Annotated in this window: 27 protein-coding genes, 1 tRNA gene and 2 pseudogenes; 14 read left to right on the top strand and 16 right to left on the bottom strand. The window is 38.9% G+C overall.

Features of this window, described 5'->3' with window-relative positions; genetic code table 11:
• Window positions 1-172: 172 nt before the first annotated feature.
• From ACFINY_RS03210 to ACFINY_RS03170, 9 genes are all read right to left on the bottom strand, one after another.
• A complete protein-coding gene (locus tag ACFINY_RS03210; RefSeq protein WP_375700819.1) occupies window positions 173-532 on the bottom strand; it encodes a hypothetical protein in 360 nt (119 codons plus the stop codon).
• A gap of 198 nt (window positions 533-730) precedes the next feature.
• Entirely contained in the window at window positions 731-1,288 is a 558-nt protein-coding gene (locus ACFINY_RS03205) for a hypothetical protein (protein ID WP_375627748.1), read from the bottom strand.
• A gap of 57 nt (window positions 1,289-1,345) precedes the next feature.
• Complete coding sequence (locus ACFINY_RS03200; RefSeq protein WP_375611614.1) at window positions 1,346-1,897, bottom strand: hypothetical protein; 552 nt, start codon at window positions 1,895-1,897, stop codon at window positions 1,346-1,348.
• An 8-nt stretch (window positions 1,898-1,905) separates the two neighbouring features.
• Window positions 1,906-2,412: a hypothetical protein gene (locus ACFINY_RS03195; RefSeq protein WP_375611613.1), complete on the bottom strand. Its 507-nt coding sequence runs from the start codon at window positions 2,410-2,412 to the stop codon at window positions 1,906-1,908.
• A gap of 359 nt (window positions 2,413-2,771) precedes the next feature.
• On the bottom strand, window positions 2,772-3,026 hold the full coding sequence (locus tag ACFINY_RS03190; protein ID WP_375700818.1) for a hypothetical protein: 255 nt from the start codon (window positions 3,024-3,026) through the stop codon (window positions 2,772-2,774).
• Between the two features lie 409 nt (window positions 3,027-3,435).
• Entirely contained in the window at window positions 3,436-3,786 is a 351-nt protein-coding gene (locus ACFINY_RS03185) for a hypothetical protein (protein WP_375700817.1), read from the bottom strand.
• Window positions 3,787-4,046: 260 nt separating this feature from the next.
• Complete coding sequence (locus ACFINY_RS03180; RefSeq protein WP_375700816.1) at window positions 4,047-4,601, bottom strand: hypothetical protein; 555 nt, start codon at window positions 4,599-4,601, stop codon at window positions 4,047-4,049.
• Window positions 4,602-4,649: 48 nt separating this feature from the next.
• Window positions 4,650-5,204, bottom strand: a complete 555-nt coding sequence (locus tag ACFINY_RS03175) for a hypothetical protein (RefSeq protein ID WP_375621574.1) — start codon at window positions 5,202-5,204, stop codon at window positions 4,650-4,652.
• A gap of 8 nt (window positions 5,205-5,212) precedes the next feature.
• Window positions 5,213-5,734, bottom strand: a complete 522-nt coding sequence (locus ACFINY_RS03170) for a hypothetical protein (RefSeq protein ID WP_375700815.1) — start codon at window positions 5,732-5,734, stop codon at window positions 5,213-5,215.
• 1,857 nt (window positions 5,735-7,591) lie between these two features.
• On the opposite strand from ACFINY_RS03170, the gene ACFINY_RS03165 reads away from it, so the two are divergent.
• From ACFINY_RS03165 to ACFINY_RS03130, 8 genes are all read left to right on the top strand, one after another.
• Entirely contained in the window at window positions 7,592-8,158 is a 567-nt protein-coding gene (locus tag ACFINY_RS03165) for a hypothetical protein (protein ID WP_375633370.1), read from the top strand.
• Window positions 8,159-9,626: 1,468 nt separating this feature from the next.
• On the top strand, window positions 9,627-10,571 hold the full coding sequence (locus tag ACFINY_RS03160) for a YopJ/AvrA family T3SS effector serine/threonine acetyltransferase (RefSeq protein WP_375700814.1): 945 nt from the start codon (window positions 9,627-9,629) through the stop codon (window positions 10,569-10,571).
• A gap of 326 nt (window positions 10,572-10,897) precedes the next feature.
• The gene (locus ACFINY_RS03155; RefSeq protein ID WP_375700813.1) at window positions 10,898-11,824 is read left to right on the top strand and encodes a YopJ/AvrA family T3SS effector serine/threonine acetyltransferase; all 927 of its coding nucleotides are present in this window, start codon (window positions 10,898-10,900) and stop codon (window positions 11,822-11,824) included.
• Window positions 11,825-12,149: 325 nt separating this feature from the next.
• Window positions 12,150-13,076: a YopJ/AvrA family T3SS effector serine/threonine acetyltransferase gene (locus tag ACFINY_RS03150; RefSeq protein WP_375611605.1), complete on the top strand. Its 927-nt coding sequence runs from the start codon at window positions 12,150-12,152 to the stop codon at window positions 13,074-13,076.
• Between the two features lie 693 nt (window positions 13,077-13,769).
• Entirely contained in the window at window positions 13,770-14,432 is a 663-nt protein-coding gene (locus ACFINY_RS03145; protein WP_375611604.1) for a lysozyme, read from the top strand.
• Window positions 14,429-14,665 (top strand): hypothetical protein, encoded by a 237-nt coding sequence (locus ACFINY_RS03140; protein WP_273790902.1) that lies wholly within the window; start codon window positions 14,429-14,431, stop codon window positions 14,663-14,665. The genes ACFINY_RS03145 and ACFINY_RS03140 overlap by 4 nt, the downstream gene beginning before the upstream one ends.
• Window positions 14,589-14,801: a hypothetical protein gene (locus ACFINY_RS03135; RefSeq protein ID WP_375627760.1), complete on the top strand. Its 213-nt coding sequence runs from the start codon at window positions 14,589-14,591 to the stop codon at window positions 14,799-14,801. The genes ACFINY_RS03140 and ACFINY_RS03135 overlap by 77 nt, the downstream gene beginning before the upstream one ends.
• Window positions 14,794-15,006 (top strand): hypothetical protein, encoded by a 213-nt coding sequence (locus tag ACFINY_RS03130; RefSeq protein WP_375610233.1) that lies wholly within the window; start codon window positions 14,794-14,796, stop codon window positions 15,004-15,006. Before ACFINY_RS03135 ends, ACFINY_RS03130 begins: the two co-directional genes overlap by 8 nt.
• Before the next feature lie 405 nt (window positions 15,007-15,411).
• Here ACFINY_RS03130 and ACFINY_RS03125 read toward each other — a convergent pair whose 3' ends face one another.
• Window positions 15,412-15,573 carry a hypothetical protein gene (locus ACFINY_RS03125; protein ID WP_375700812.1) on the bottom strand — a complete coding sequence of 54 codons (162 nt, stop codon included), beginning with the start codon at window positions 15,571-15,573 and terminating at the stop codon, window positions 15,412-15,414.
• 58 nt (window positions 15,574-15,631) lie between these two features.
• Between ACFINY_RS03125 and ACFINY_RS03120 the strand changes: the two genes are divergently transcribed.
• On the top strand, window positions 15,632-15,829 hold the full coding sequence (locus tag ACFINY_RS03120) for a hypothetical protein (protein ID WP_375638307.1): 198 nt from the start codon (window positions 15,632-15,634) through the stop codon (window positions 15,827-15,829).
• Window positions 15,830-16,536: 707 nt separating this feature from the next.
• On the opposite strand, the pseudogene groEL reads toward ACFINY_RS03120, so the two are convergent.
• From groEL to groES, 4 genes and pseudogenes are all read right to left on the bottom strand, one after another.
• Window positions 16,537-16,733 (bottom strand): annotated as a pseudogene (gene groEL / locus ACFINY_RS03115) (chaperonin GroEL); the annotation flags it as partial.
• Between the two features lie 72 nt (window positions 16,734-16,805).
• Window positions 16,806-16,943 carry a hypothetical protein gene (locus ACFINY_RS03110; RefSeq protein WP_375650197.1) on the bottom strand — a complete coding sequence of 46 codons (138 nt, stop codon included), beginning with the start codon at window positions 16,941-16,943 and terminating at the stop codon, window positions 16,806-16,808.
• A gap of 129 nt (window positions 16,944-17,072) precedes the next feature.
• Window positions 17,073-18,716: a chaperonin GroEL gene (gene groL, locus ACFINY_RS03105; protein WP_375606493.1), complete on the bottom strand. Its 1,644-nt coding sequence runs from the start codon at window positions 18,714-18,716 to the stop codon at window positions 17,073-17,075.
• 58 nt (window positions 18,717-18,774) lie between these two features.
• Window positions 18,775-19,071, bottom strand: a complete 297-nt coding sequence (groES, locus tag ACFINY_RS03100; protein ID WP_005774667.1) for a co-chaperone GroES — start codon at window positions 19,069-19,071, stop codon at window positions 18,775-18,777.
• 227 nt (window positions 19,072-19,298) lie between these two features.
• On the opposite strand from groES, the gene fumC reads away from it, so the two are divergent.
• From fumC to ACFINY_RS03080, 4 genes and pseudogenes are all read left to right on the top strand, one after another.
• Window positions 19,299-20,687, top strand: a complete 1,389-nt coding sequence (fumC, locus tag ACFINY_RS03095; RefSeq protein WP_375611602.1) for a class II fumarate hydratase — start codon at window positions 19,299-19,301, stop codon at window positions 20,685-20,687.
• A 132-nt stretch (window positions 20,688-20,819) separates the two neighbouring features.
• Entirely contained in the window at window positions 20,820-21,011 is a 192-nt protein-coding gene (locus ACFINY_RS03090; RefSeq protein WP_375611601.1) for a hypothetical protein, read from the top strand.
• A 672-nt stretch (window positions 21,012-21,683) separates the two neighbouring features.
• Window positions 21,684-21,903, top strand: a pseudogene (locus ACFINY_RS03085) (lyase family protein); the annotation flags it as partial.
• A 625-nt stretch (window positions 21,904-22,528) separates the two neighbouring features.
• Window positions 22,529-23,416 carry an outer membrane protein gene (locus ACFINY_RS03080; RefSeq protein WP_375630099.1) on the top strand — a complete coding sequence of 296 codons (888 nt, stop codon included), beginning with the start codon at window positions 22,529-22,531 and terminating at the stop codon, window positions 23,414-23,416.
• A 613-nt stretch (window positions 23,417-24,029) separates the two neighbouring features.
• On the opposite strand, the gene ACFINY_RS03075 is transcribed toward ACFINY_RS03080, so the two are convergent.
• Together ACFINY_RS03075 and ACFINY_RS03070 are read right to left on the bottom strand one after the other, a co-directional pair.
• Window positions 24,030-24,215, bottom strand: a complete 186-nt coding sequence (locus ACFINY_RS03075) for a hypothetical protein (protein ID WP_375700811.1) — start codon at window positions 24,213-24,215, stop codon at window positions 24,030-24,032.
• A gap of 826 nt (window positions 24,216-25,041) precedes the next feature.
• A tRNA-Leu gene (locus ACFINY_RS03070) sits at window positions 25,042-25,126 on the bottom strand.
• A gap of 221 nt (window positions 25,127-25,347) precedes the next feature.
• Here ACFINY_RS03070 and ACFINY_RS03065 point away from each other — a divergent pair.
• Window positions 25,348-25,953: a YqaA family protein gene (locus ACFINY_RS03065; protein WP_375662473.1), complete on the top strand. Its 606-nt coding sequence runs from the start codon at window positions 25,348-25,350 to the stop codon at window positions 25,951-25,953.
• The last annotated feature ends 9 nt before the right edge of the window (window positions 25,954-25,962 follow it).

Below are 25,962 nucleotides of genomic sequence, written 5' to 3'. Positions count from 1 at the left end.
TCCCCTTGCTCACTTTCCTCTCGCTCACTTTCCCTCTCTCACTTTCCCCTCGCTCATTTTCCCCTCTCTCACTTTCCCCTCGCTCATTTTCCCCTCGCTCACTTTCCCTTCGCTCACTTTCCCCTCGCTCACTTTCCCTCGCTCATTTTCCCCTCGCTCACTTTCCCCTCGCTCACTTTCCCTCGCTCATTTTCCCTTCGCTCACTTTTCCCTCGCTCACTTTCCCCTCGCTCACATCGTATAATATGACGGGAGCTCCTTTCTGCTCAACCTCTTCTTCTAATTGCCGTATCATTTTGTTCAACTGACGGGTCACGATAAAACGCATAATAAAAACAATCGGTAAGAATAAAAAAGTACAGGCAAGCATCCATGCTAGTGGCTCGAATACGACAAGAGAAACAAAGTCCTGCCCTCTCCATATCTTAACGACAACAGTTATAACTATTGGAGCAGTCGCCATGACCGTAGAAAGATAGAATATTTTTTTATAGTCTTGCCAAACAAGAGAAAGCTGCTTTTTATCAAACATTCTGCTGCTTTTTATTTTGGGGAGTTCTGTTTTAAGGCAATATCGCGTTCATTCAGCACGCATTTCAGTTCCTTTTTCACGCGACAATAAAGCCGCGCACGCTTGATAAACAGGTAATAAATGACAACGATTGGCGCCCACATTAAAACACCTAAGAGCGTAAAGAACAGGAAAGAAATGGCTATTAATGTTATAAGACTACTCGTCATTTTGTCCCCCTTCCACATTCTGCATACGCATTGCCTGATCGCGTTGTTGTATCGCTTCTTCCAATTGTTGAAGTATTTTGTTCAATTTTCTCGTTAATTTTATACACATGATCCCAATGATCGGAAAAAAGAGAAGAACCCCTAACCATATAAGGCTCAACAGCTGCATGATAAAGGCAACATTATCATTTTTCCACCATACAAAATTTGCGATAGAGAAAGCAGATTGCAAAACAGAAAAGAGAATAAGGATAAAAAAGATTATTTTACATTCTTTTGAATAAAAAGGCAGAGATTCTTTGAAGTTAAGAAAGCGCATTTTCGCATCAAGGGTCTTATGGGCGAGATTGTGTCTTTTCATTTCTCCCCGATCATTGCGCAATTGTTGTATGGCTTGCTTTTGTTGCGTCGTACTCTTTTTCAAGCCTTGAGCGAGTTTAAAAGATAACCTGATATATTTGATCAACAGGTAAGGAAACCTGACCATAACCATAACCATTAAAATGGCAATGATAATGAACCCTAAAAAAACCAAATGCTGCATCATAATGCTCCCTTTTTTTCCCTATCGCATTGATGTGAAATCATCATTTTTATCCTCTGCTCAAGCAAATGTTTCTAATTCCTTTACTGTTTCTTGCACGCCATACTGAAGGAGACTATGGAGAATTAAAATGACAGGTAAAGAAACAACAATACATGTCCAGACCCAAAACAGCAGTCGCATGACAAAATCAATAATGTGAAGCACTATCATAGGCACGTAATTGTGCAAAAAAACCGCAGATTTTGGAAGAAAAGCTGAAAAAACGACAACACCTGTGCTAAGTGCAACCATAACGAAGGCGATAGAAAAGATCATAAAATAATCTTTTTTTGAGAGAAGCAAAGATTCTTGAAAAGAAAAGGCACGCAACTGTGTTGCAAGAACTGTATTCTGTCCCCTACCCTCTGCCTGATTATGCCTCAAATTCTGCGCTGCACCCTTTTTTAATTTTCGCTGCGTCACCAATAACAAGATTGTCCGTTTTATCAAAGAATAATAAAGTGCAACGATTGTCACCACGGTAGAAAGGAATACCATAAAAATTGCAGAACAAATAAAAATTACCGTCCCTACGGCAATCAACATTCCAATGATTAAAGAAGCGCTCACTTTTCCCCCTATTGTCTTCTGTTAAGAGATTGGTTGTCTAGCTGTTTCTGCTCTGGTAAGTTTTCCCATTGTAGCATCATTTCCTTCACATCCCGTTTAAATACGGCGTTAAAGACAAAAAAGAGCGGAAACAACCCAAAAAGAACGCCAAAAATTATTTGCGGCAAGAGACATAAAAAAGCCCAAACACTATTCCACCCCGCATCAAGAACATGCTGAATTATAGGATTTTGGAATGGGTGTTTAAGACTTTCCTGAAAACTTTCTTGTTTCATTTTTCCCAGTGCTTGGAACTGTTCCTTGGATATAACGTGAAAAAATTCCAAAGGGCTCATATAGGCAGACGCGGAAAAAAGCACCAACAAGAGGATAGCCAAACAACAAATGATGATATAATCGCCTGTTGAAAGCATCATCCATTTTTTGAAAGTTGCCGATTGATCCAACACTGGCTGCGATACAAAAGCCTTATCTCCCTTATGGGCAGATTGGTGTTGTGATTTATCTTCGATCATACGGATACTCCCCCACTTCTAAAATTCCCACTCTTCAATATTTGATAGCACGCCACCAGCGCGGTAAATTCGCTTAGCACCCTTCTCAGAGTAATGCAAGTACTATAAATCCCCTCTACGTATTTTGTTTATTTGCCCTATACGCGCTTATACATGAAGCACTATACGTGAGGCGCTTACAAGCCACCCCCCTCCTTTTCCCAAGGTGGTGCCCCCATCTTGAAAGCCAAGCACGCGGCCAAGATCAACCTCAGTCCCAGATCAACCTCATTCATTGCCCTCATCAAAAACTTCCTCAAGTACACAGCATAAATGCCTTACGCTTACCTCTTCCTCAAAAAATTTCCAATCCCTTTGCCTTAAAATCCACCCCTTTGCCTCAATGCCTCGTTGTCAATCTGGCCCCCCCAAAATGATAAAGCCCCAAAATGATAAGGATTAATCATTTGGCAAGCCGCCGCATGAATACCAGCGTCTCTCACAATTCCATAACCAAATTGCACAAAACCTTTTTCATCCAGAGATGAGAAACTGTCCTTCACGGTCTCGTAAATAAATAGATGTCCCTCTTTTCTTTCAATTTTCCCCCTCCACCCCAAGCTCTTTAAAAGCACTGTTACACTTTCTATGGAGCAAAACGTGTGCTTTTGGCTCACCTTCTCTATGCGTCTTGCCTCTCCAACTGCAAGAAAATGGGCTTTTTTTCCCCAAACACCAGAATATCTTTTGCTTTAAGTATAGATTTTTCGCTCTCAATATCGCTTGGTAAAACACATTTTTATGCTTGATAAAAAGAAAATAAGTTACAAGATTTTCTCTCTTTAAGAGAACAGAAACAGCAAGTAAAGTCCAAGAGCGGCCTCTCTTCACTTTCCCCTCAGCACTCAAGCAAGGATCTTACTCAAGTAAGAGCCTCAATTCTTTAAAAAAACACGACACAAATATAAAAAGGCATAAAACGAGAAGTGCACCCCATGCTCCTTAATGAACAAGTCAAAAGCAAGGCTCAACGAAAGCCTCTCTTCACTTTTTCCCCTCGCTCATTTTCCCCTCGCTCATTTTCCCCTCGCTCATTTTCCCCTCGCTCATTTTCCCCTCGCTCATTTTCCCCTCGCTCACTTTTCCCTCACTCACTTTTCCTTCACTCACATCGTATAATATGACGGGAGCTCCTTTCTGCTCAACCTCTTCTTCTAATTGCCGTATCATTTTGTTCAACTGACGTGTCACGATAACGCGCATAATAAAAACAATCGGTAAGAATAAAAAAGTACAGGCAAACATCCATGCCAATGGCTCGAATACGACAAAAGAAACAAAGTCCTGCCCTCTCCATATCTTAACGACAACAGTTATAACCGTTGGAGCTGTCACTATGACCGTAGAAAGATAGCATATTTTTTTATAGTCTTGCCAAACAAGAGAAAGCTGTTTTTTATTTTTGAGAGATCTGTTTTAAGGCGATATCGCGTTCATTCAGCACGCATTTCAGTTCCTTTTTCACGCGGCAATACAACCGCGCACGCTTGATAAACAGGTAATAAATGACAACGATTGGCACCCACAATAAAACATTTAAGACCATAAAGAACAGGAAAGAAAAGGCCATTAATGTTATAAGACTACTGGTCATTTTATCCTCCACGCCCATTCTTCATACGAATTGCCTGATCGCGTTGTTGTATTGCTTCTTTCAATTGTTGAAGTTTTTTGTTCAATTTTCTCGTTAATTTTATACACATGATCCCAATGATCGGAAAAAAGAGAAGAAGCCCAAACCATAGAATGCTCAACAGCTGCATGATAACGCCGACCATATCGCTCTTCCACCATACCAAATTTGCGACAAAGAAAGCAGATTGCAAAACAGTAAAGAGGATAAAGATAAAAAAGATTATTTTACATTCTTTTGAAGAAAGAGGCAGAAATTCTTTGAAGTTAAGAAAGCGCATTGTCGCATCAAGGGTCTTATGGGCGAGATTGTGTCTTTTCATTTCTCCCAGATCATTGCGCAATTGTTGTATGGCTTGCTTTTTTTGCGTTGTACTCTTTTTCAAGTCTTGAGAGAGTTTAAAAGATAACCTCATATGCTTGATCAACCGGTAAGGAAGCCGGATCATAACCATAAACATTACAATGGCAATGATGGTGAACCCTAAAAAAGCCAAAAATTTTATAACAATAGTCACGTGTTTCCCCTATCGCATTGATGTGAAATCATCATTTTTATTCTCTTCTCAAGCAACCATTTCTAATTTCTTTATTGTTTTTTTCACGCCATAATGAAGGAGACTATGGAAGATTAAAATGACAGGTAAAGCGACAACAATACACGCACAAAACCAAAACAGCAGCTGCATGCCAAAAACGCCAACCTTAAACAATAGAGGCATATAATTGTGTAAAAAAATCACAGATTTTGGAAAAAAAGCAAAAAAAGCGAGCAAAACTGCGAAAACCACAATCACAATGAAAGCTAGAAAAAAGATGATACAATAATCTTTTCTTGAAAGTTCCAAAGATTCTTGAAAAGAAAGGGGGCTGAACTTTATTGCACAAACTGTATTTTGTCCTATGCTGACTTTCTGATTATGCCCCAAATTCTGTAATGCACCCTTTTTTAATTTCCGCCGCATCCCACACAACAATATTGTCCGTTTTATCAAAGAATAATAAAGTACCAAGATTGTCATCAGAGTAGAAAAAAGTATCATGATCTCCCCGAGAAACATGACAGTACTCCACCATACTGTAGTCAAAATTACAAAAGTACTTATAAAAGAAGCAGCCACTTATTTTCCTATTGTGTTCTGTTGAGAAATTGGTTGTCTAGCTGTTGCAGCTCTGGCAATGTATCCCACAGCTTCATCATTTCCTTCACCTCCCGTTTAGAGATAGCGTTAAAGACAAAAAAGAGTGGAAAGAACACCACAAGAACACCAAAAATCATTTGCGGCAAGAGACATAAAAAAGCCCAAACACTATTCCATCCCGCGTCACGCAAAAACACGATTGCAGGATTATTTTCAAAAGGCTGTTTCAAGATCTCCTTAATCATTTTTCGAAGATCTCCTTGTTCCATTTGTCCCAGTGCTTGAAACTGTTCTTTGGATATAAAGTGAAAAAACTCCAAAGGATTCATATAGACAGTCGCGGCAAAAAGCACCAACAAGAGGATAGCCAAACACAAAATGATGACGTAATCTTTTCTTGAGAGAGCCGTCCATTTTTTGAAAACCGCACACTGATTTAACACGGGCTGTGACGCAAAAGCCGTATTTCCCTTATGGGCAGATTGGTGTTGTGATTTATCTTCGATCATACGGATATTTTCTCACTTCTAACATGCCCACTCACTCTTTGAGAACATGCAACCAGCAAAACCGGTTTATCTAGCACTCTTTTCACCATGAAACACGCGCTATAAGCCCCTTTAAGTCTATTTTTAAAATTTCTCATACGTGACAACATACAATCCCTAAACCTTACAAGCACAAATGCCATTGTATCCTCTTATCTATTACCCACACTTCAAAAGACAATGTTTCACAAAACTCAACAAGCAAAAATATTCAATCTAAGAAATATCTGATGTGTAAAGTTTACAAACAATACACTGATTTATAACAATTTATTGTTTTTCATATTAAATGAGAACCCTAAATACCGTAGGATTGTCTTATTCCAAACCTATTCCATATTAAATCAACCCAAACCATGTCTCTTGTGCGTTACAAGCAGAAAGAGCCATATAGAGTAAAACATTAAGAAAGGATGATAAATGCCTCTAAGGAAGCGCCTCAAATGCCAAGGGCTGTCCAACAATGAGAACTGGCAAAATGTGTGATGCTATAGACTTTCTTCTTCACAAGCGTAAAAATGGAAGTGTGCAATAGATTTTATATTATTCAAACTTTATATGGATTTCATTGGGGACTTTATCGTTATACCCTTCATGAGCACCCTTGAAAAATGGGCAAAAGAGAGCCCTAAGACATGGCTCTTTAAAAAGCAACACAAAACAAAGTCAAACAAGCAATCGATTATCCAGTATGAAAAACGTGCGACAAACAACCTTAATCCTCATTTGAAAGCTTCTTAATCAAAAAGGCTTCATTTTAAAAATTCTTCATTAAAGATGAAATATCTCACAGCCCCCACATTTGTATAGCCCCTACATTCATCAAGGCATTTCTTATAAAAGCATCTTCTTATAAAGGCATTTTTATAAAGGCATTTTCTTCTTATAAAAACAGCCTCTTTCGATAATGCATTCCGTCCTTTAAACGACATCCCCTCGTCTTATGATGAGATCCATTAAAACGGAAAACTTATACTCTATAAAGGATACTTACAAAGGATACACCAAACAAAATAGCGAGATCATTCACAGTTTATTTTAAGCCGATAAACGATATTTTATTTGAAAATATAGGGCATCTTATGCTATTATAATAGAATGCGGAGGTTTGCTTTTTGCCGCTCTCTGCCACTCAACAGAAGACAATATATCTCCTATAAAGGATAAAAGTATGCTTAACAGCGTGATGTATATCAAATATCTTGGGAAAGCGCCCAACAACAAAAAAATAAGAGAACCCAAATAAAAAGCTTCCAACTTAAGAAAACAATGACCTTTCAAAAGTGGAATTGAAAAATTTCCACAAAGCGCTCGTGAAAAAAGAGACAAATAATCCCATTAAAAAAAACTTCCCATTAGAAAGACGATGACATGCCCTTGAAATCCATTGTTATTTTTTCATTCACATTTGACAAAAATTTTCCTTCAATCTCTCAAGAACAGTTAAGAAATATTTAAAAAGCAAATAATCCGCTAGCAATAAAAAAATAAGCATGACAGGGGCGGAAGATAAGACTGATAGGGATAAGATAAAAAAGGTAAGAAACCACCTTAAAGATGATTTTTTCGCCCCACACCGTTGCTTTTCTTTGCATTTAAAACGCCTTTAGTATCGTTTGTTTTTTGATCTGCAACGGCTGATATTTCCCAGTATTTGCTCACTCCCCCCCAGTATTTTCCTCCTTTTAAGTATTTTCCTCTTTTTAAGTATTTTCCCCCTCTTAAGTATTTGCTCCCCCCAATATTTGCGCCAAGTGCTTTTTACATCACTGTCCCCCATCAACAGACAGTTTCTTTTTCATTCAAATGGTTAAGTTCATGAAAATACGTAAAAAACGCGGTAGATCGAAAATAACAGGAAAGCGAGAGCCCAATAGCTGTATTTCACGTGCCCAAAATTCCAGCGAATCTGCGCTTCAATCTGCGATTGAAATGCGTGCAAAACACTTTGGTTTAAGCTTCGAAGAAGCGAAAAATCCGCTTGTCGGAACCTATATTGGGCGTCTTTGTTTGCTTGGCTATAAAGAGGCTTCATCAGGCATCAGTAAAGAGCAATATGACACGGCGCAACAATACTTGCAAATTAGAAACGACTATTTATGTGCAAAAGGTTTACCAAACGGTTATTATGATGGTTTTACGCACAGCGCATCAGATGAGAAAGCAAAAAAGCAATGGGTCCAAAGAGCAACGGAACACTATGAAGCTATGCAAGAAGCGATTAAAGAAGCACAATATCTACATCGTCAACACAACTTCCATGCGGCATTACACTATCTTGTTATAGAAGATCAACCGCTGCCTAATCTTGTTGGTTCGTTGCGTATTATTCTTGATGCCCTTTATAAACATTTTGACAGTTCTACCCAAAAGAGCCTTGGCTAAAACACCCATCATTTCCTCCCCCTCACAGGATAAAGATTCTCCCCCTTCTTTTATAACATGCCTCTTTATAACCAGCGCCTTTATAAAGTCCCCCTTTGGCAAATGACACTTGAGAACCTCTGAGCATGCCCTTTCATAGAATTTCATGGGATTGACAAGCTTAAAGCGCACAACAAACAAGCTTAAAAATATCCACCACACCCTTTAAAAAAATACTTCAACTGTCAAAGAGACTTAACCTTATACCTACCAGTGCCTCACTTAATCCATGCCTCAAAGGACAATATTTCACGGCATGGACAGGATAAATATTGCCCCCTCTTTAAAAAACAGCAACATTCTTCCCTCTACCCCCATTGTAACAAACCACCCTCATCATACAATTCACCCAATATCGCAACATCCTTAGCTCTTCAGACAATTCATTATCGTCATTTTACGTCTTTTCTTGTACAATTCTATATGGCTCTTCTGATCTTATGACGGACAAAAACTATGGCTTTTATTTCAGCATAATCTGGTTTTCTCATTCAAGATAAATAATGATAAAATATCCACTATAAATCAATAGCTTATCATTAAAATAACCCGTTGATTTTTGACACAATTAAAAGCATCATCCCTTAAACGAAAGAAAAAGCCCCTACCAACAATCTCCTCCCTCATCAACAACTGCACCGATAACCCTCCACACCTATCACACCACCACTAATACGACAGCCAGCACAGCCCCAATCACCCCCACAAATCGCCAACACCTAAAGCTTTGCCCCGCAACACCTTCCAACCACCGCCTTCCTAATTCCATCAATAAAATACCACGGATTTCAAAACCACAATTCTCCCTTCATCTTGTCCACGCCTTTCTCAAAGGAGAAAATGTTTTTTGCCACATCAAAAACTTTTCCATTAAAACAAGATATTTTGCTGCATAGCTAATGAATGAGCTTTTTTCTGTAGATTTTTCCCGCGATAAAGGAGGAAAAATAATCGTTTTGCGGTTGACAGAATATGAAAAATCGTATTTAATGGTAGACGCGGTAAGGGGTTTTCTGCGTCCAGATTTCACCGTAAAATTTTCGCATTATTATAGACTGTTATAAAACAGTGTGTTTCGCGACAATGTTTAAAACTTTACGGTTTGAAGGTATCTTTCGTCCTTTTCTGACTGTTTTCTTTTGCATTACACAATTTGCATCACCAACAGCCCCATAATTTTGAGATTTTCAAAACAAGTGGTATTCAATAAGGGCTCCCAATAGAACGCCCTAATAATCCCCCCATAAAATACCAATATCATACATCACAGCAATGATGAGCACTACACGCATAAAAATATGAAAACGGCATTATTATGCTCTCATCGCCTCACCTTTCAAGATGCAAAGGCTTGTTTTTCAAAACATTGTTTAGCCAGAATTGAAGAAGATAATATCACTTATCGATCATCAACATAGAGGCTAAGATTATGAAGCCACAAGATTCTCCCCCACCACATTCCTCACAAACCCCAGAAGGTGCAAGTGCACCTGAAGGGGCGCATGCAAATGCATCATTAGACACTCTTACTGCACATTTAGAACGGCTTAACATTGAAAAAATAAAAAACACCCCTTTTAATCGTGCAGAATTAAAAGATATTATTGCCGGTTTAGAAAAGCATAATGCCGATGGCAGTTGGATCAAAAATTATTATGATATTTTAGATCTGTACATGATGCCAGCCTTGGTCGATCAAGCAAATCGTAAATATCCAGAGATGAATCTCAAACTTACAAGCCCCCCTGACGGCTTTGCCCTTGCACTCAAAGAAACGCTCGAAAAGGGCATAAAATCTTCTAGGCTGATCGTTAACGCACAAGATAGGGGAATTCATTTTGCGGTTGTCGATCATCAAACCATTGATAATAAAACATCTTTGATCTTTTTTGAACCGACCTTACTGCGTGACACGCTTCCCGCATTACTTGCATTAAGAACGCGACAATCCATTGAACATCACCAATTTCCGAATATTCATTTTGCCATGGTAGAAATGGATATTCAACGAAGCTCCTCTGAATGTGGGATGTTCAGCTTAAGCCTTGCCAAAAAGCTTTATCTCGAAGCTCAAAAATTAGAAAGACTACACAAAGATAATATTAAGGGTGTGTTATGTGAACCAGACACGCCTTTACCTGCTGAAAAATTAGATCCATATCTTCCAGCTCGTTTATACAAACACGTGCAAGGAAGAAGACGTCTTGGGGAATATCTAAAAGCCAATCCAGAAGCAGCACAGGAGAAAGTAAACAAAAAAGGCGAAACCCTAAACGAGAGGTTTGAGAGAAGCTTGGTAGCAACAGAGGGAAAAACTGTTTCCGTTTCACAACACAGAAAAAGAGCCACAGAATACAAATCTCTAATGATGTAATAAGCGTTTTGGCCATAGCCATATTCCACATCCACAAAGAATGAAGCTCTGCGGCTTTACGGTAAGGCATAAATTGCTGTTAGCAAATCTTCTTTTGAGGTAAAGATGCAAACAGTAAGCAACGTGACCTCTTAAAAGACAAAAAGATACCTTACCTTTGACTCTGAAAAGCGGGGGATTTTGTCTTTCGTAACAAAAATTTTTTAAAATAAAGATGATTTCATCTCTTTGTTTTTTTTAGATAAAAATCTTTCCTGCAAACATTGTTTAGCCAGAATTGAAGAAGATAATATCACCTATCGATTATCAATATGGAGGCTAATAGTATGAAGCCACAAGATTCTTCCCTCCCTCATTCCTCACAAACACCAGAAGGAGCAAGTGCAAATGCATCGTTAGACACTCTTACTGCACATTTAGAACAACCCAGTAGCGAAAAAGGAAGAAATATCCCATTCAATCGTGCGGAATTAAAAGATATTGTTGCCCGTTTAGAAGATGACATCTTAATGGGTCGTTGGTTTACAGCTGATTATGCAAGTACAGACCTTAAACTAATGCCAGCCTTGGTCGATCAGGCAAATCGTAAATATCCCGACATGCGTCTTCAATTGGCAGCGTCATCTCACGACTTTGCCCTTGCACTCAAAGAAGCCATCGAAAACGGCGTTCAATCTTCTAGATTTATCATTCACACAAAGGACAGGGGAATCCATTTTTCAGTGATTGATCATCAAACCATCGATGACAAAACCTCCGTGATATTTTTTGAACCTACAACACTCAACAATATGAAACCAGCAGTGCTGGCATTAAGAACACAATTGGCTCTTAAAGCGCATGAGTTGCCCAATTGTTCTTTTGCCATGGTAGAAATGGATATTCAGCGAAGCTCTTCTGAATGTGGAATGTTCAGCTTAGCGCTCGCTAAAAAGCTTCATACCGAATCTCAAAAATTAGAAAGACTGCATAAGGATAATGTTAAGGGTGTATTATGTGAACCAGATACACCTCTATCTCCTGAAAAGTTAGATACATATCTTCCAACCTCTTTTTACAAACACGTGCAAGGAAGAAGACGTCTTGGGGAATATCTAAAAGCCAATCCAGAAGCAGCACAGGAGAAAGTAAACAAAAAAGGCGAAACCCTAAACGAGAGGTTTGAGAGAAGCTTGGTAGCAACAGAGGGAAAAACTGTTTCCGTTTCACAACACAGAAAAAGAGCCACAGAATACAAATCTCTAATGATGTAATAAGCGTTTTGGCCATAGCCATATTCCACATCCACAAAGAATGAAGCTCTGCGGCTTTACGGTAAGGCATAAATTGCTGTTAGCAAATCTTCTTTTGAGGTAAAGATGCAAACAGTAAGCAACGTGACCTCTTAAAAGACAAAAAGATACCTTACCTTTGACTCTGAAAAGCGGGGGATTTTGTCTTTCGTAACAAAAATTTTTTAAAATAAAGATGATTTCATCTCTTTGTTTTTTTTAGATAAAAATCTTTCCTGCAAACATTGTTTAGCCAGAATTGAAGAAATAATATCATTTATCGATCATCAATATAGAGGCTAAGCTTATGAAGCCACAAGATTCTTCCCTCCCTCATTCCTCACAAACACCAGAAGGAGCAGGTGCAAATGAATCTTTAGAAGACCTTATTGCACGTTTGATGCAAAGTTCCATCCAAACAGAAGAAGAACATGTTGCACCGAGTTCTGACGAATTAAAAGATATTATTACAGGCTTAGAAGATGATCTTGTCACCGGCCGTTGGATTAACGCTTATTATGAAAACACAGATATTAGATTGATGCCGGCTCTCGTAGAAAAAGCAAACAGCAAATATCCAGAAATGAATCTCAAATTGGCTCTTACAGCAGAAGAGTTTTCGCACGCCCTAAAAGAAGTCGTTGAGAGCGACGCAAAATCTGCCCGATTTATAGTAAATTCGGGAAGCAAAATCCACTTTGCCGTCCTTGATTATCAAAAAGTTGATGACAAAATCTCTTTGATTATGCTTGAACCTACAACATTTCAGAATATCACAGCTTGCAAACTAGGGATAAAAATAAATCAAACCCTTCAATGTCTTCAACTGCCTCCTTATTCTTTTACCACGGCAGAAATGGATATTCAGCGAAGCTCTTCTGAATGTGGGATGTTCAGCTTAAGCCTTGCCAAAAAGCTTCATCTTGAATCTGATAAATTAGCAAGATTGCACAAAGATAATGTTAAGGGTGTATTATGTGAACCCAACTCATCTTTATCTGCTGAAAAGTTAGATTCCTATCTTCCAACCACTTTTTATAAACATGCGCAAGGAAGAAGACGTCTAGAACAATATTTAAAAGTCCATCCGGAAGCTGAACATGAAACAGTCAACAAAAAAGGCGAAACCCTGAGAGAGAGATTTGAAAAAAACTTAAAAACAACAGAGGGAAAAACTGTTTCTATTTCCTCTCACCAAAAAAGGATTACTGAATACAAATCTTTAACGATGTAATTGAGGCTTTTCCATATTCCTATTCATCAAAGAACGAAGAGATGCTGCTTTACGGCTAAGATTTCTCTAAGAAAACCAGCTTTTGCGTTCATAAAACAAAAATAGCCAACAACTTTCCTCTTAAAGAAAAAGCACCATTGTCCTATAAAAACCAGCCCCTCTTAAAATTGTATCAAAATTCCACAGCTCTTGTTAACCCAAAGCTCTGTGTAACAATGAGACTCTTTGGATAAGCAAAACGTTTGATACATAAAATATTTAATGCTTTCGTCTTCAGTAAAAGCATATGTCTTTTTTTTCTGAGAGTATCCACTTCGTATCTCAAACACCCCCACATCAATGCCATACGACCAAACAACCGCAATAGACCAACACTTATCGTGCATCAACCCAACAGCTTCCCGCACCCCAAGAAGGCTCCATCAAAAACACCAGGAAAAGCTCTTAAAATCTACAACCTCTCTTAACGGAAAACACCAGCCCAACTATTACTCCTCTTGCCCAGCCATTATTCCACTTACCCAACTATTATCCCTTTTGACCAACCATTCCCCCATTCCCTAAGATGTCATAACCAACCTTTTGATTTCATAAAAGTTTCACATCTCTTCTGTTTTTGAAGCGTGAAAAATTCATTTTTAATCTGTCAACCAGCCTCACGTTAACGTGAGGCTTTATTTTATGGAGAAGCAAATGAGAAAAATATCATCAGCAGGGCTTGCGCTCATTAAACAATGGGAAGGATTGCGTTTACAAGCCTATAAAGATGCCATCGGGGTGTGGACAATTGGCTATGGTCATACCAGCGCGGCTGGCAAACCGTTCGTTCACAAGGGCATGATCATTACTGAAAAACAAGCAGAAGAAGTTCTTTCTCAAGATTTAAGACAATTTGAAAATACCGTTGAAAAACATGTGACGGTTTCTTTAACGGATGAACAATTCGCCGCGCTCGTATCGTTTTGCTATAATATAGGAACATCGGCTTTTTGTAATTCGACCCTGCTCAAAAAACTCAATAATGGCGAATATGAAGCCGTCCCTGCTGAGTTACAAAAGTGGACTAAAGCAGGAGGAAAACGTCTTCACGGTTTAGTGCACCGTCGTGCAGCAGAATCGGGATTATGGGCAAAAGGGGCTTATGTTTCTCCCAACTACCAAACTGTAGAAACGCAAGCTCCAATGGGATTTTTCAAAGCAGAAGCGCTTACACCGATTATTGGTTCTTTTTCTGGACTTGGGGGCTTATTGGCAGGCAATGGTCCCATCCAATGGGCATTAGCAACCATTATGGTTTTAGCCGCCTGCGTTGGCATTTTCTTTGTGGCAAAACGGTTTCGGGAGCAGCGCTTATGATGTGGTGGTTGAAAAAAAATCTGATGATAACAGGAGCGGCTCTGACCGCTTTTTTTATCGCTTTAGCAAAAGCTTTCACTCTTGGAAAGAAGGTTGAACAACAAAAGCAAATAGAAAAAACGCTAAAGTCATCAACAACACGGCTAGAGGTGGAAAATGAAATTAATCAAAAAAGTGATGCTGATGTACGCGCTGCTCTTACTCACTGGTTGCGCGATAAAAACAATCAATGAGCCTTTTTCTTGCGTTGGTTGGATGCCCATTTATTTAGACAACAAAGATCTCAATATCATCAGTTCAAATCTCGCAAGAGATATTTTAAAGCATAACAAACAAGGGGAACACATGTGTGGGTGGAAACATGGCTAGAAAAAAAACGGAAAAACAAACAGAGCTTACAGAAAAGGAAAAAGAAGTCCTACAAGAAATCATCACAACGTATAAAAGTGTAAAAATGATGTCACGCTATACGAAATGGATTATATTCATCATTTTCTTATTAGCACTTGATTTTTCACGGATCGTAGATGTGCTGGGAAGTATTTTTACACAAAAATCGAATATTCAGCTCTAAAATAAATAAAAAACGTGAGACGTGTTAAATCTTTTAAATATAAAAAGCCATTCGTTATTTTTTGAAAACATGGAGATTTTATTGATGATTTTTCATGTCTCACGAGAAATTTTTATACACTCTTCACAAACACTTTCATGAAATGAATTTAGGGGTATGAAGAGAGATTTTTAACCAACGCGTAAGTCAGCAACTTTGGTAACATAAGAAAAGGATCATACCAACATACATTTTTTTAATAAACTATTGATATCCAAATGATTTTATACTCTTCATAAATAGCATTGCCAAGAATTTGTATTAAAAGACATTTCTTTTAAAGAAGTGCATAAACAAGCAATGTAATGGTAGCCTTACATAAAGCCTCTCATCTTTACGTTGAATAAAAAAGCAAGCCGGCTCCTCTCACCTTCCCAATGCCCTGCCTCTCAATGCCCTGCCTCCCAATTTCCACCCTCCCAATTCCCTGCCTTCCAATTCCCTGCCTCCCAATTCCCTGCCTTCCAATTCCCTGCCTCCCAATTTCCACCCTCCCAATTCCCTGCCTCCCAATTTCCACCCTCCCAATTTCCACCCTCCCAATTCCCTTATGTTCTATGCATAAAGGTCAAGTTGAAGAGAATATATGGAAAATCCTTGGCTCGAAAATATGAAAAGAAGGCATGAGGCTACAACAGAATTTCGCGTGCCTTTATCATCAGAAGCATTAAAAATTCTAACACAAGCACGCCTACTGTCTTGTCATGATTTTTTTCGGCTAACTGTCATGGTCCCCTTAGTTCAAAAATTGCTCCCCACTCAAGAATTTTCTGTCACAATATAGGCAACAAACAGAACTTGAGTATAACAACATGGGTTTGGCTCCAATTTAGGTGATGAGCTTACCGAAGAAAAGATGAGAGCAAGGCGAAAAATTAGCTTTTATCTTTAAGCTTCTCAAATGGAGCAGTCTCCCCATTTCAGAGATCAACTAAACAGAGAGATGCTTATTCCTCTATGCAAAAGCTTGAAATACCAGCATCTTATTCATAAAAAACAAACCAGCCCCATCATGCTCTTTTCAATTCTGTCTTTCCAACGCTCAATAGGTACTAACTCTTAACTACTGACTCTTCTTAACTACTGACTTTTAATGATTGCGTTGGTTCATAAAAACCGTAGTGACCTCTCACCTTATGAAGCACAAACCCAGGATTTTTTAACGATGCATGCATAAACCTGAAATGAAAAAACAGAACTGTATTAGGAATAACTGACTATAAATCAAAGAATTGTATTTTTATTAGCACAATATTTTCAAAGGAAACCACGATCCCCGCACAATAGAAACATTTCATAAAAACAAGAGAAAAAGCTATGGATTAAGAGTGAGATTCATTCACAATAACGGTAGATCAACCAGAGGAGAATAGAACAATCCTATAAGATAAAGGAACTGTCATAAAAGGAAAAACTGTATGAAACGTGAAAAAGCATAAAAAAAAACGGGCACAGAAGACCCGTTTCTTTATTACGTCTAGGAATAAGAGCTTAGAAATCCATTCCACCCATTCCGCCAGCAGGCATCGGAGGCATTGGTGTATCTTTCTTTGGAACTTCAGCAACCATTGCTTCTGTTGTGATCAGAAGGCTCGCAATTGAAGCCGCATTCTGAAGAGCAGAGCGCAAAAACTTTCACGGGATCAACAATTCTTGAAAGCAATCAAATCACCGAATTCACCGGTTGAAAAACATGAAAAAGCATAAAAAAAAACGGGCACAGAAGGCCCGTTTCTTTATTACTTCTATGGAATAAGAGCTTAGAAATCCATTCCGCCCATTCCACCAGCAGGCATCGGAGGCATTGGTGTATCTTTCTTTGGAACTTCAGCAACCATTGCTTCTGTTATGATCAGAAGGCTCGCAATTGAAGCCGCATTCTGAAGAGCAGAACGCAAAAACTTTCACGGGATCAACAATTCTTGAAAGCAATCAAATCACCAAATTCACCGATTGGAAAACATGAAAAAGCATAAAAAAACGGGCACAGAAGACCCGTTTCTTTATTACTTCTATGGAATAAGAGCTTAGAAATCCATTCCGCCCATTCCACCCATTCCGCCAGCAGGCATCGGAGGCATTGGTGTATCTTTCTTTGGAACTTCAGCAACCATTGCTTCTGTTGTGATCAGAAGGCTCGCAATTGAAGCCGCATTCTGAAGAGCAGAGCGCACAACTTTCACAGGATCAACAATTCCCAAAGCAATCAAATCACCGAATTCACCAGTTGCGGTATTGTAACCATAAGTGTCAGCATTATTTTCCAGCACTTTGCCCACAATAATAGCGGCTTCTTCACCAGCATTGCTTGCAATCTGGCGCGCTGGTGCTTGTAGAGCACGACGAACGATACTAATACCAGCTTCTTGGTCAGGATTACTTCCCTTAACGGTCAACGCATTTGCTGCACGCAACAATGCGGTACCACCTCCAGCAACAATACCTTCTTCAACAGCAGCACGTGTTGCATTCAAAGCATCATCAACACGGTCTTTCTTTTCTTTCACTTCAACTTCTGTTGCACCACCCACACGGATAACAGCAACACCACCAGCGAGTTTAGCAAGTCTTTCTTGCAATTTTTCACGGTCATAGTCAGAAGTTGTTTCTTCAATCTGAGCCTTGATTTGATTGACGCGAGCAGTAATTTCAGCCTTTTGTCCAGCACCATCAATAATGGTGGTGTTTTCTTTAGAAATATTCACTTTCTTTGCACGTCCAAGCATATCCAAAGTGACATTTTCAAGTTTAATGCCCACATCTTCAGAAATAACCTGTCCGGATGTCAAGATAGCGATATCCTCTAACATTGCTTTACGACGGTCACCAAATCCAGGAGCTTTTACAGCAGCAATTTTCAAACCACCACGCAATTTGTTGACAACGAGCGTTGCCAAAGCTTCACCTTCCACATCTTCAGCGATAATGAGAAGTGGTTTTCCAGACTGAACAACAGCTTCAAGCACAGGAAGAAGAGATTGCAAATTAGACAATTTCTTTTCGTGAATGAGAATGTAAGGATCATCAAGATCAGCGACCATTTTCTCAGCATTTGTGACAAAATAAGGGGAAAGATACCCACGGTCAAATTGCATTCCTTCAACGACTTCTAATTCCGTTTCAGCGGTTTTAGCTTCTTCCACGGTAATGACGCCTTCATTGCCCACTTTTTCCATAGCATCAGCGATCATTTTACCGATTTCAGCAGCGCCATTAGCGGAAATTGTTCCCACCTGTGCAATTTCTGCTGAAGTTTGAATTTTTTTTGCTTTTTTGAAGAGGTTTGCCACCACTTCTTCAACAGCAGCATCAATCCCACGTTTAAGATCCATTGGGTTCATGCCCGCAGCAACAGCTTTAACACCTTCTTGCACAATAGCTTGTCCTAAAACAGTTGCTGTTGTTGTTCCATCACCAGCGATATCATTGGTTTTAGAAGCAACTTCGCGCAACATTTGTGCACCCATATTTTCGAACTTATCTTCCAGTTCGATTTCCTTTGCAACGGATACACCATCTTTTGTGATACGAGGCGCACCGAATGATTTATCAATCACCACATTGCGACCTTTAGGGCCGAGTGTCACCTTAACAGCATTAGCAAGGATGTCGACACCGCGCAACAAACGCTCACGCGCTTCACGGCCAAATTTGACTTCTTTAGCAGCCATTTAATTTCTCCTTGGAGTTTTCTCAAAATAGTACACAATGAAAAACTAAGTGCTTCAATTAGCCCATAATTCCCATAATGTCAGATTCTTTCATGATGAGGAGGTCTTCCCCATTAATCTTGACTTCAGTTCCAGACCATTTTCCAAACAAAATACGGTCTCCTGTTTTGACTTCTAAAGGCACGCGCTTTCCGTTATCATCGAGAGCGCCATTGCCAACAGCAATCACTTCGCCTTCTTGGGGTTTTTCTTTTGCTGTATCAGGGATGATAATCCCACCAGCCGTTTTATTTTCAGATTCAACCCGACGGACAACGACACGGTCGTGAAGTGGGCGGAATTGTATATTAGCCATGTTTTAAATCCTTAAAACTGAACATAATTGAATTAATCTTAAAAGTTCTTGCTAGCACTCTCAAATTACGAGTGCTAGCATGTGTTAGATATAAAATCGGCATCTCTCAATGTCAAGAATAGCCATAAAAATAATTTCTCTAAATGAAGCTTCAAAGTCTTGCCTCTTATTGCACTTTCGCGTTATCTATCTTTTTTGAGAACCCGTGAACAAAAAAGGATCTTATCATGGTTGAAACACGTCAGGAAACGGATAGCTTTGGAACGATTTCGGTACGTCAAGATCGTTATTGGGGCGCACAAACTGAACGTTCTCTGCATAATTTTAATATTGGCAGTGAAAAGCAGCCTCTTGCCATCATCTATGCCTTAGTCCTTGTCAAAAAAGCAGCAGCGATTGTAAATATGGGCAAAGGAAAACTACCAGAAAATATTGGAAAAGCAATTATTGCCGCCGCTGATGAAGTGCTTGCTGGCGATTTTGATACGCATTTTCCACTGTCCGTCTGGCAAACAGGTTCTGGCACACAAAGCAATATGAATGTCAATGAAGTCATTGCTAATCGTGCTAGTAAGATTTTGGGAGGAAAACTTGGAAGCAAAAAACCAGTTCATCCCAATGACCATGTCAACATGAGCCAATCATCGAACGATTCCTTTCCCACGGCGCTTCACATTGCCACCACGTTGCAAACACGCCAACACTTACTGCCAATCCTTGAAGCTCTTATTGCGACATTAAAACAAAAAGAGCAAGAATTTGCAGATATCATTAAAATCGGCCGCACCCATACGCAAGATGCAACCCCTTTAACCTTAGGGCAAGAATTTTCAGGCTATCGTGCCGCATTAGAAGCCAATTTTCAGCGTATTGAAAATGCTCTAACCGATGTCCAAATGCTTGCTCAAGGTGGTACGGCTGTTGGCACAGGGCTGAATGCGCCAAAAGGTTTTGACGTTGCTTTTGCGCAAACAGTGAGCACTCTCACAGAAATAACGTTCCAAACTGCCAGCAATAAATTTGAAGCACTTGCCCATCATGGTGCCCTTGCGCATTTCCACGGGAGCTTGAATGCTCTCGCTGCTGATCTGTTTAAAATTGCCAATGACATTCGGTTTTTAGGCTCTGGTCCACGTTCCGGTTTAGGGGAACTCAGTCTTCCTGAAAATGAACCAGGCTCTTCTATTATGCCCGGCAAAGTCAACCCCACGCAATGTGAAGCCTTAACCATGGTTGCATGCCAAGTTTTTGGTAATCACACCAGCGTAACCTTTGCCGCAAGCCAAGGACATTTTGAACTCAACGTTTATAAACCTGTTATTGGCTATAACGTTTTACAATCAATTACCCTTCTTGGTGATTGCATGCGTTCTTTTGATATGCATTGCATTCAAGGATTACGAGCTAATCGTGTTCATATTCACTCACTCATGGAGCGCTCACTCATGTTAGTCACAGCTCTTGCACCAGAAATTGGCTATGAAAAAGCTGCTGAAATTGCCAAAGCAGCGCATAAAAATGATACAACTTTGCGCACCGAAGCATTAAAAGCAGGTGTTTTTGTAGAGGATTATGACCGATTAGTTGATCCTAAAAAGATGATTGCTCCCCAATAAACAACCCACTAAAAAAGATGCAAACATCTTAAACAAATCTTTCTGTCAAAAGATCGGGGTGTAAACACCCCGATGATGACCGATAACAATTACCCACAGCGTTCATTTTAGGCTCTGATCCGCATTTATGCTATGGGTGGTTTTGTTGCTTATATTGTACTTAAAAGGCACAACGGTTTTGCAAAGGCATGGATAGTCATAGCTCAACACCCAATGGCTATACTGGCAGAAAGTGATTTAAATGGATATGACCTTAAGGTGTTTTTCATTCTAGCTTCGCGTTTTGATTTTGAAAATCTATTAGCTATCAACCAAACAGAATGAGCTCAAAAAAATCGGTATTAATAGACATAATTTCAATCGAAGTATAAAAAGATTAATGAATTCATCGTAGTTACGCTTTACAATGTTATCATTATTGATAACATTGGGTAGATAACTCTTATCTCAATGAGATAATGTGTTTATTTATAATGATAATCTAGCGTTATCCATATTGAATGAGAATCCTAAAGACCGTAAGATTTTCTCATTTTAAATCGGTCCCATGTTGCATCAATCAAAATCACTGACTTGCACATCACAAACGCAATGAATATGTGAATAGAAATTGTATCCGATAAGAACTACAAACGCCTCTAATGAACCACCTCAAGTGCCAAGGACTGTCACAACGGACAAAGGGGCCTCCTGTCACAACATTGTGGAGAGGACTGTCACAACAACCCCACGAACTGGCAAATATAGTAATGGTACCGGCGTGCTCCTTTATGAAGCGTAAAAGAGATGCTCAATAGATTTATTATTATACCATTCACAATCGCTGTCATGAAATGGGTTTAGGAACATTGCGAAATGTCTCTTTTATGAAGCGTGAAGATGGGAGTGCTCAATAGATTTATTATTATATCATTCACAATCGCTGTCATGAAATGGGTTTAGGAACATTGAAAAATGTCTCTTTTATGAAGCGTGAAGATGGGGGTGCTCAATAGAGGAACAGCTGTTGGAACAAAATTCAATGCACCGAAAGGTTTTGACCTTTGCTGAAACAATCAGCTCTCTAACGGGGATATCCTTGACAGCTCGCAAGAAATTGGAGGCATTTGCCCATTATGGCGCCCTCACCCATTTCCACAAAAACCTGAATGCACGCGCTAATCTCTTTAAAATAGCCAACGACATTCAGTTTTTAGGCTCTCATCCACGTTCCGGCTTTAAGCGAACGGAACGGAGAGTTTATCCGTTTTACATGGCGCATAAGAAACCTCATGAGACTTGAGATTCTCGCACTTTACTCCTTCTGATTCTTCGTATTCCATTCAATCAATCAAAACTATTCGCTTAGATTATTATAAGCAAAAGTGGCATATAGATAAAAAAGAAATAAAGTCGCCCATCCCCTCGAGTGCTCAAAAGGCTACCGCAATACAAAGCTATGCAATATCAAAAACGAGCAACGAATATGACGGTGCCAATATGCATTTTTACGATAAATTGAATATTTAAGCACATTGGTGTCAATCATAATGGATAATACATTTAATAACAAAAAGTGTTTTAATGTATATAAAGTAATATTTTTTTAACAAATAGAAAGCTTGTTTACTATACTATAATTTTTTCTAAAACACAGAGAACACTGAAAGAGTATATAAAAATACTGAAAAATCAATATAAACGCGGGATAATAGCATGAAAACAAGTTTCAAGAACGCTTAAATATGGATAATTATAGAGTTTTTGAATGTTTTAGTTTTCATAATGATATTAAATATAGATTTTTTTAACCAATTCGTATATAATGCGATTTGTATCTGAAATAAATTGGGGACGTTTTTATGAAAACAAAATGTTTAGTTGCACTATCTATTTTCACCTTCATTACCGCTTCAACAGCGCAAGCAGCAGATACAGTAATCTTTAAGCAATCAGAACCGAAGGTTTCATTGCAAGATGTTTCATCGTCACGTATTTCACCGGTTACTGTTTCTGCGCCTTTTTCTTGGTCTGGTTTTTATTTTGGAGGACAAATTGGATATTTTTCCAATAAAAATACTCTAAATTACGCACAAGAAGCCAGGGACGGAAAATGGGCTTTGGTTGATAGAGATTTATCACCGAAACTATCAGGATTGAGAGCAGGTTTGTATGCAGGTTCTAATATTGATCTGGGAGATCTTGTTTTCAGTTTTGATACCGATATGGTCTGGTCTGGGAGGAAAAGCACCCAAACAGACAATGGAAAGAAAATTCTAGATGAATCAAACTCCATTAACATTGCCTTTAAAAAAGCTGGGATTCCTATCATAAAACCTGCAGCTCAGGGTGAAACGATATCCAACTATGGTGACATTGTTGTTAGCAGTGTAACATTGAAAGAAACGTGGTCTGGTGCCACGCGCGCGCGTATAGGTTTTGCTTCCCATCGTCTTATGCCTTATATTGCAGGGGGTATAGCCTATAGACAGATGCAATATATCATGTCACTTTTATCAAAATCGCAAGAAGATTCGACAATTTTTGCTTCTGGCAATGTGTTAGATGAGACAAAAACAATGTTTGGTTACACTGTTGGTGGTGGTTTTGATCTTGCAATGACAGATAATATCATTATGCGGACAGAATATCGTTATTCAGATTTTTTTAAAAAGAAATTTGCAAACGATAACCTTAAAATCTCTTCTCAAACGCATGATGTTCGCTTTGGTATCGCTTATAAATTCTAAGTTTTTTAGAAAAGTTGAACGATTAAAAAACCCTGTTAAAAACGGGGTTTTTTAATGCCCCTTTCCCCCTAAAAAGACGTAGATTCTAAAAACCTGTACTAAACTGTAAACAAATAGTCACGAAACAATAAAGCCTCTCCCTCTCTTAAAGCAAATTTCTATCCTCTCAGCCTTTCATGTAATGCCTTTGGAATATAAAAGCTTTACCATCATACCACTGGGCGCCATCGTAAAATAAATGAGAGCTGTTATTTAAGAGATATTTCTTTAAAATAAATATGGATATTGTGCATCAATTGCAGTTTTATAAGATGATGTTGACTTGGCCTCCCCGCTCTTAAAGGATAAAGATTCTAAACACCCATTTTTAAACACCATGTCCGTTTATAAAAGCACAAAAACCCTTGGAGACTCTTGGGGGATATTGGGGGATATTGGGGGATATTGGGGGATATTGGGCGGGCTTCTTTGGGCTCCTCCTCATGGAATGCCCTTAAATCTCAAGCAAGACAAACACTGAAGAATATCCAACACACACCGAAAAAAATACTGTAACGTTTCAAGGAAGTATGCCCTATATGACCACACTTCAAACAACAGTATTTTACCGCTATTATATGCCAAGAGTGGAGAGAGAATATTGCGGTTCTCTGTTTATGTAATTTCTGTAACGAGAAGACAGCTTCATTTGGAGAGAACATGAAGTTGTCAAGGTAAAAAACCAATTTCTAATCTTACCATTTCCCTCTGCTTTACGACTTTCGAAAGCCTCTAAAGCATAATCTTTTAAGCCTCTCATGCTCCTGCCTTTTAAAGAGTGGAGATTACGCACTACCCCATGTTTTTGTTGCTCACATATCTTTTTGGCGATCACGCCCCTCATGTCATACGACAACGCTTCAAACCAAACACACTCAAATTCAAGACACTTTGGTTGCCAATTCACATGCGTGTTTTAAAGAAACAGCTCTCAAAACCCTCAAGCCCATTTTGCGAAAGCACCTACAAGAATATAAAATCTATAAAGCCTCTAAAGCATAATCTTTTAAGCCTCTCATGCTCCTGTCTTTTAAAGAGAGGAGATTACACATTGCCCCATGTTTTTGTTGCTCACATATCTTTTTGGCGATCACGCCCCTCATGTCATACGACAACGCTTCAAACCAAACACACTCAAATTCAAGACACTTGGGTTGCCAATTCACATGCATGTTTTAAAGAAACAGCTCTCAAAACCCTCAAGCCCATTTTGCGACAGCACCTACAAGAATATAAAATCTATAAAGCACCATCTCTACACTTCATAAAAGTGCAAGCAGGCACCCCCATCCATCATACACTTTAACCTCCAATGATGCCCTTGAAACGGCATAAGAGGCATTTTTATTCATTTTTTGTAAAATTTCACTCCACGCGAGCTCATCTAGCTTGTAACGCACGAGCGACATGATTTTGGTTGATTTACTATAAGCAGACTTGAAATGAGAGAATCCTACGGTATTCGAGGTTTTTCATTCAACATACAAAACATTGAACACGGTCTATAAATTCCATGTTTTATAAATCCCATGTTCTATAAAACAACGTGATGCACCATAACAGGATAAAGGAAAATATTTATGAAGTGGTGCGGGTGGTCGGACTCGAACCGACACTCCTCTCGGAACCAGATTTTGAGTCTGGCGCGTCTACCAGTTCCACCACACCCGCACACTGCTATAAAAGACAGGACTATAAAAGACAGACTTGTCGATTATTCCTTTGCACTATATGAAGAAGAACAGATTCGTCAACAGAAGACTTCTCATTTTTTAAGAATTCATATCATTTTCTTATCTATTTTATGAAATACTTTCTTTATTGGATTTCTCTACCGGATTTATAGCAATCTCATTTGTAAAGTCTTTACCTCTTAAACTTATAAAAGCCTCATGATATTAAACAAATTAAAGCTTTGGACGATTTCTTTAGCAAATCGGCGTACAGCACCACACTGGCTTGGTTTCATTGCCTTTATTGAAAGTTCTGTTTTTCCAATTCCCATAGATGTTTTATATATTCCGATGCTTCTTATCCATCAAAAGCGGGTTTATCGCTATGCTTTGATTGCAACAATCTGTTCTGTATTAGGAGGCATTGCCGGTTGGTTTATCGGACATTTTGCCTATGATACCCTTGCCAAACCCATTTTAGAAATTTATGGTAAGGTTGAAAGTTTTGAATCTCTGAAAAATAGTGCAACCCTGCAATTTCTAATCATTTTACTGATAACATCAGGTTTTTTTCATCTTCCCCCCATCAAGATTGTCACAATTTTGGCCGGTGTTATGAGTGTGCGTCTTGAATTTTTCATTCTTATTTGTATTTTTTCCAGAGGCGCTCGTTTTTATCTTCTCGCGTGGCTGATTAAACATTTTGGGCAAAAAGCAATGAATTTTCTAGTACAGCATTTCAAATGGATTGTTCTCATTGGTTGTGTTAGCCTCCTTTTAATTTATGGGATTTTCATAGCTTTTTTAAACAAGAAGCTTTTATAAGGAACAGAC

Source organism: Bartonella sp. AA23NXGY (assembly GCF_042197165.1).
Lineage (GTDB): Bacteria > Pseudomonadota > Alphaproteobacteria > Rhizobiales > Rhizobiaceae > Bartonella.
Note: the sequence above shows the minus strand (reverse complement) of the source record. Positions and strands in the feature narration are given on the sequence as shown.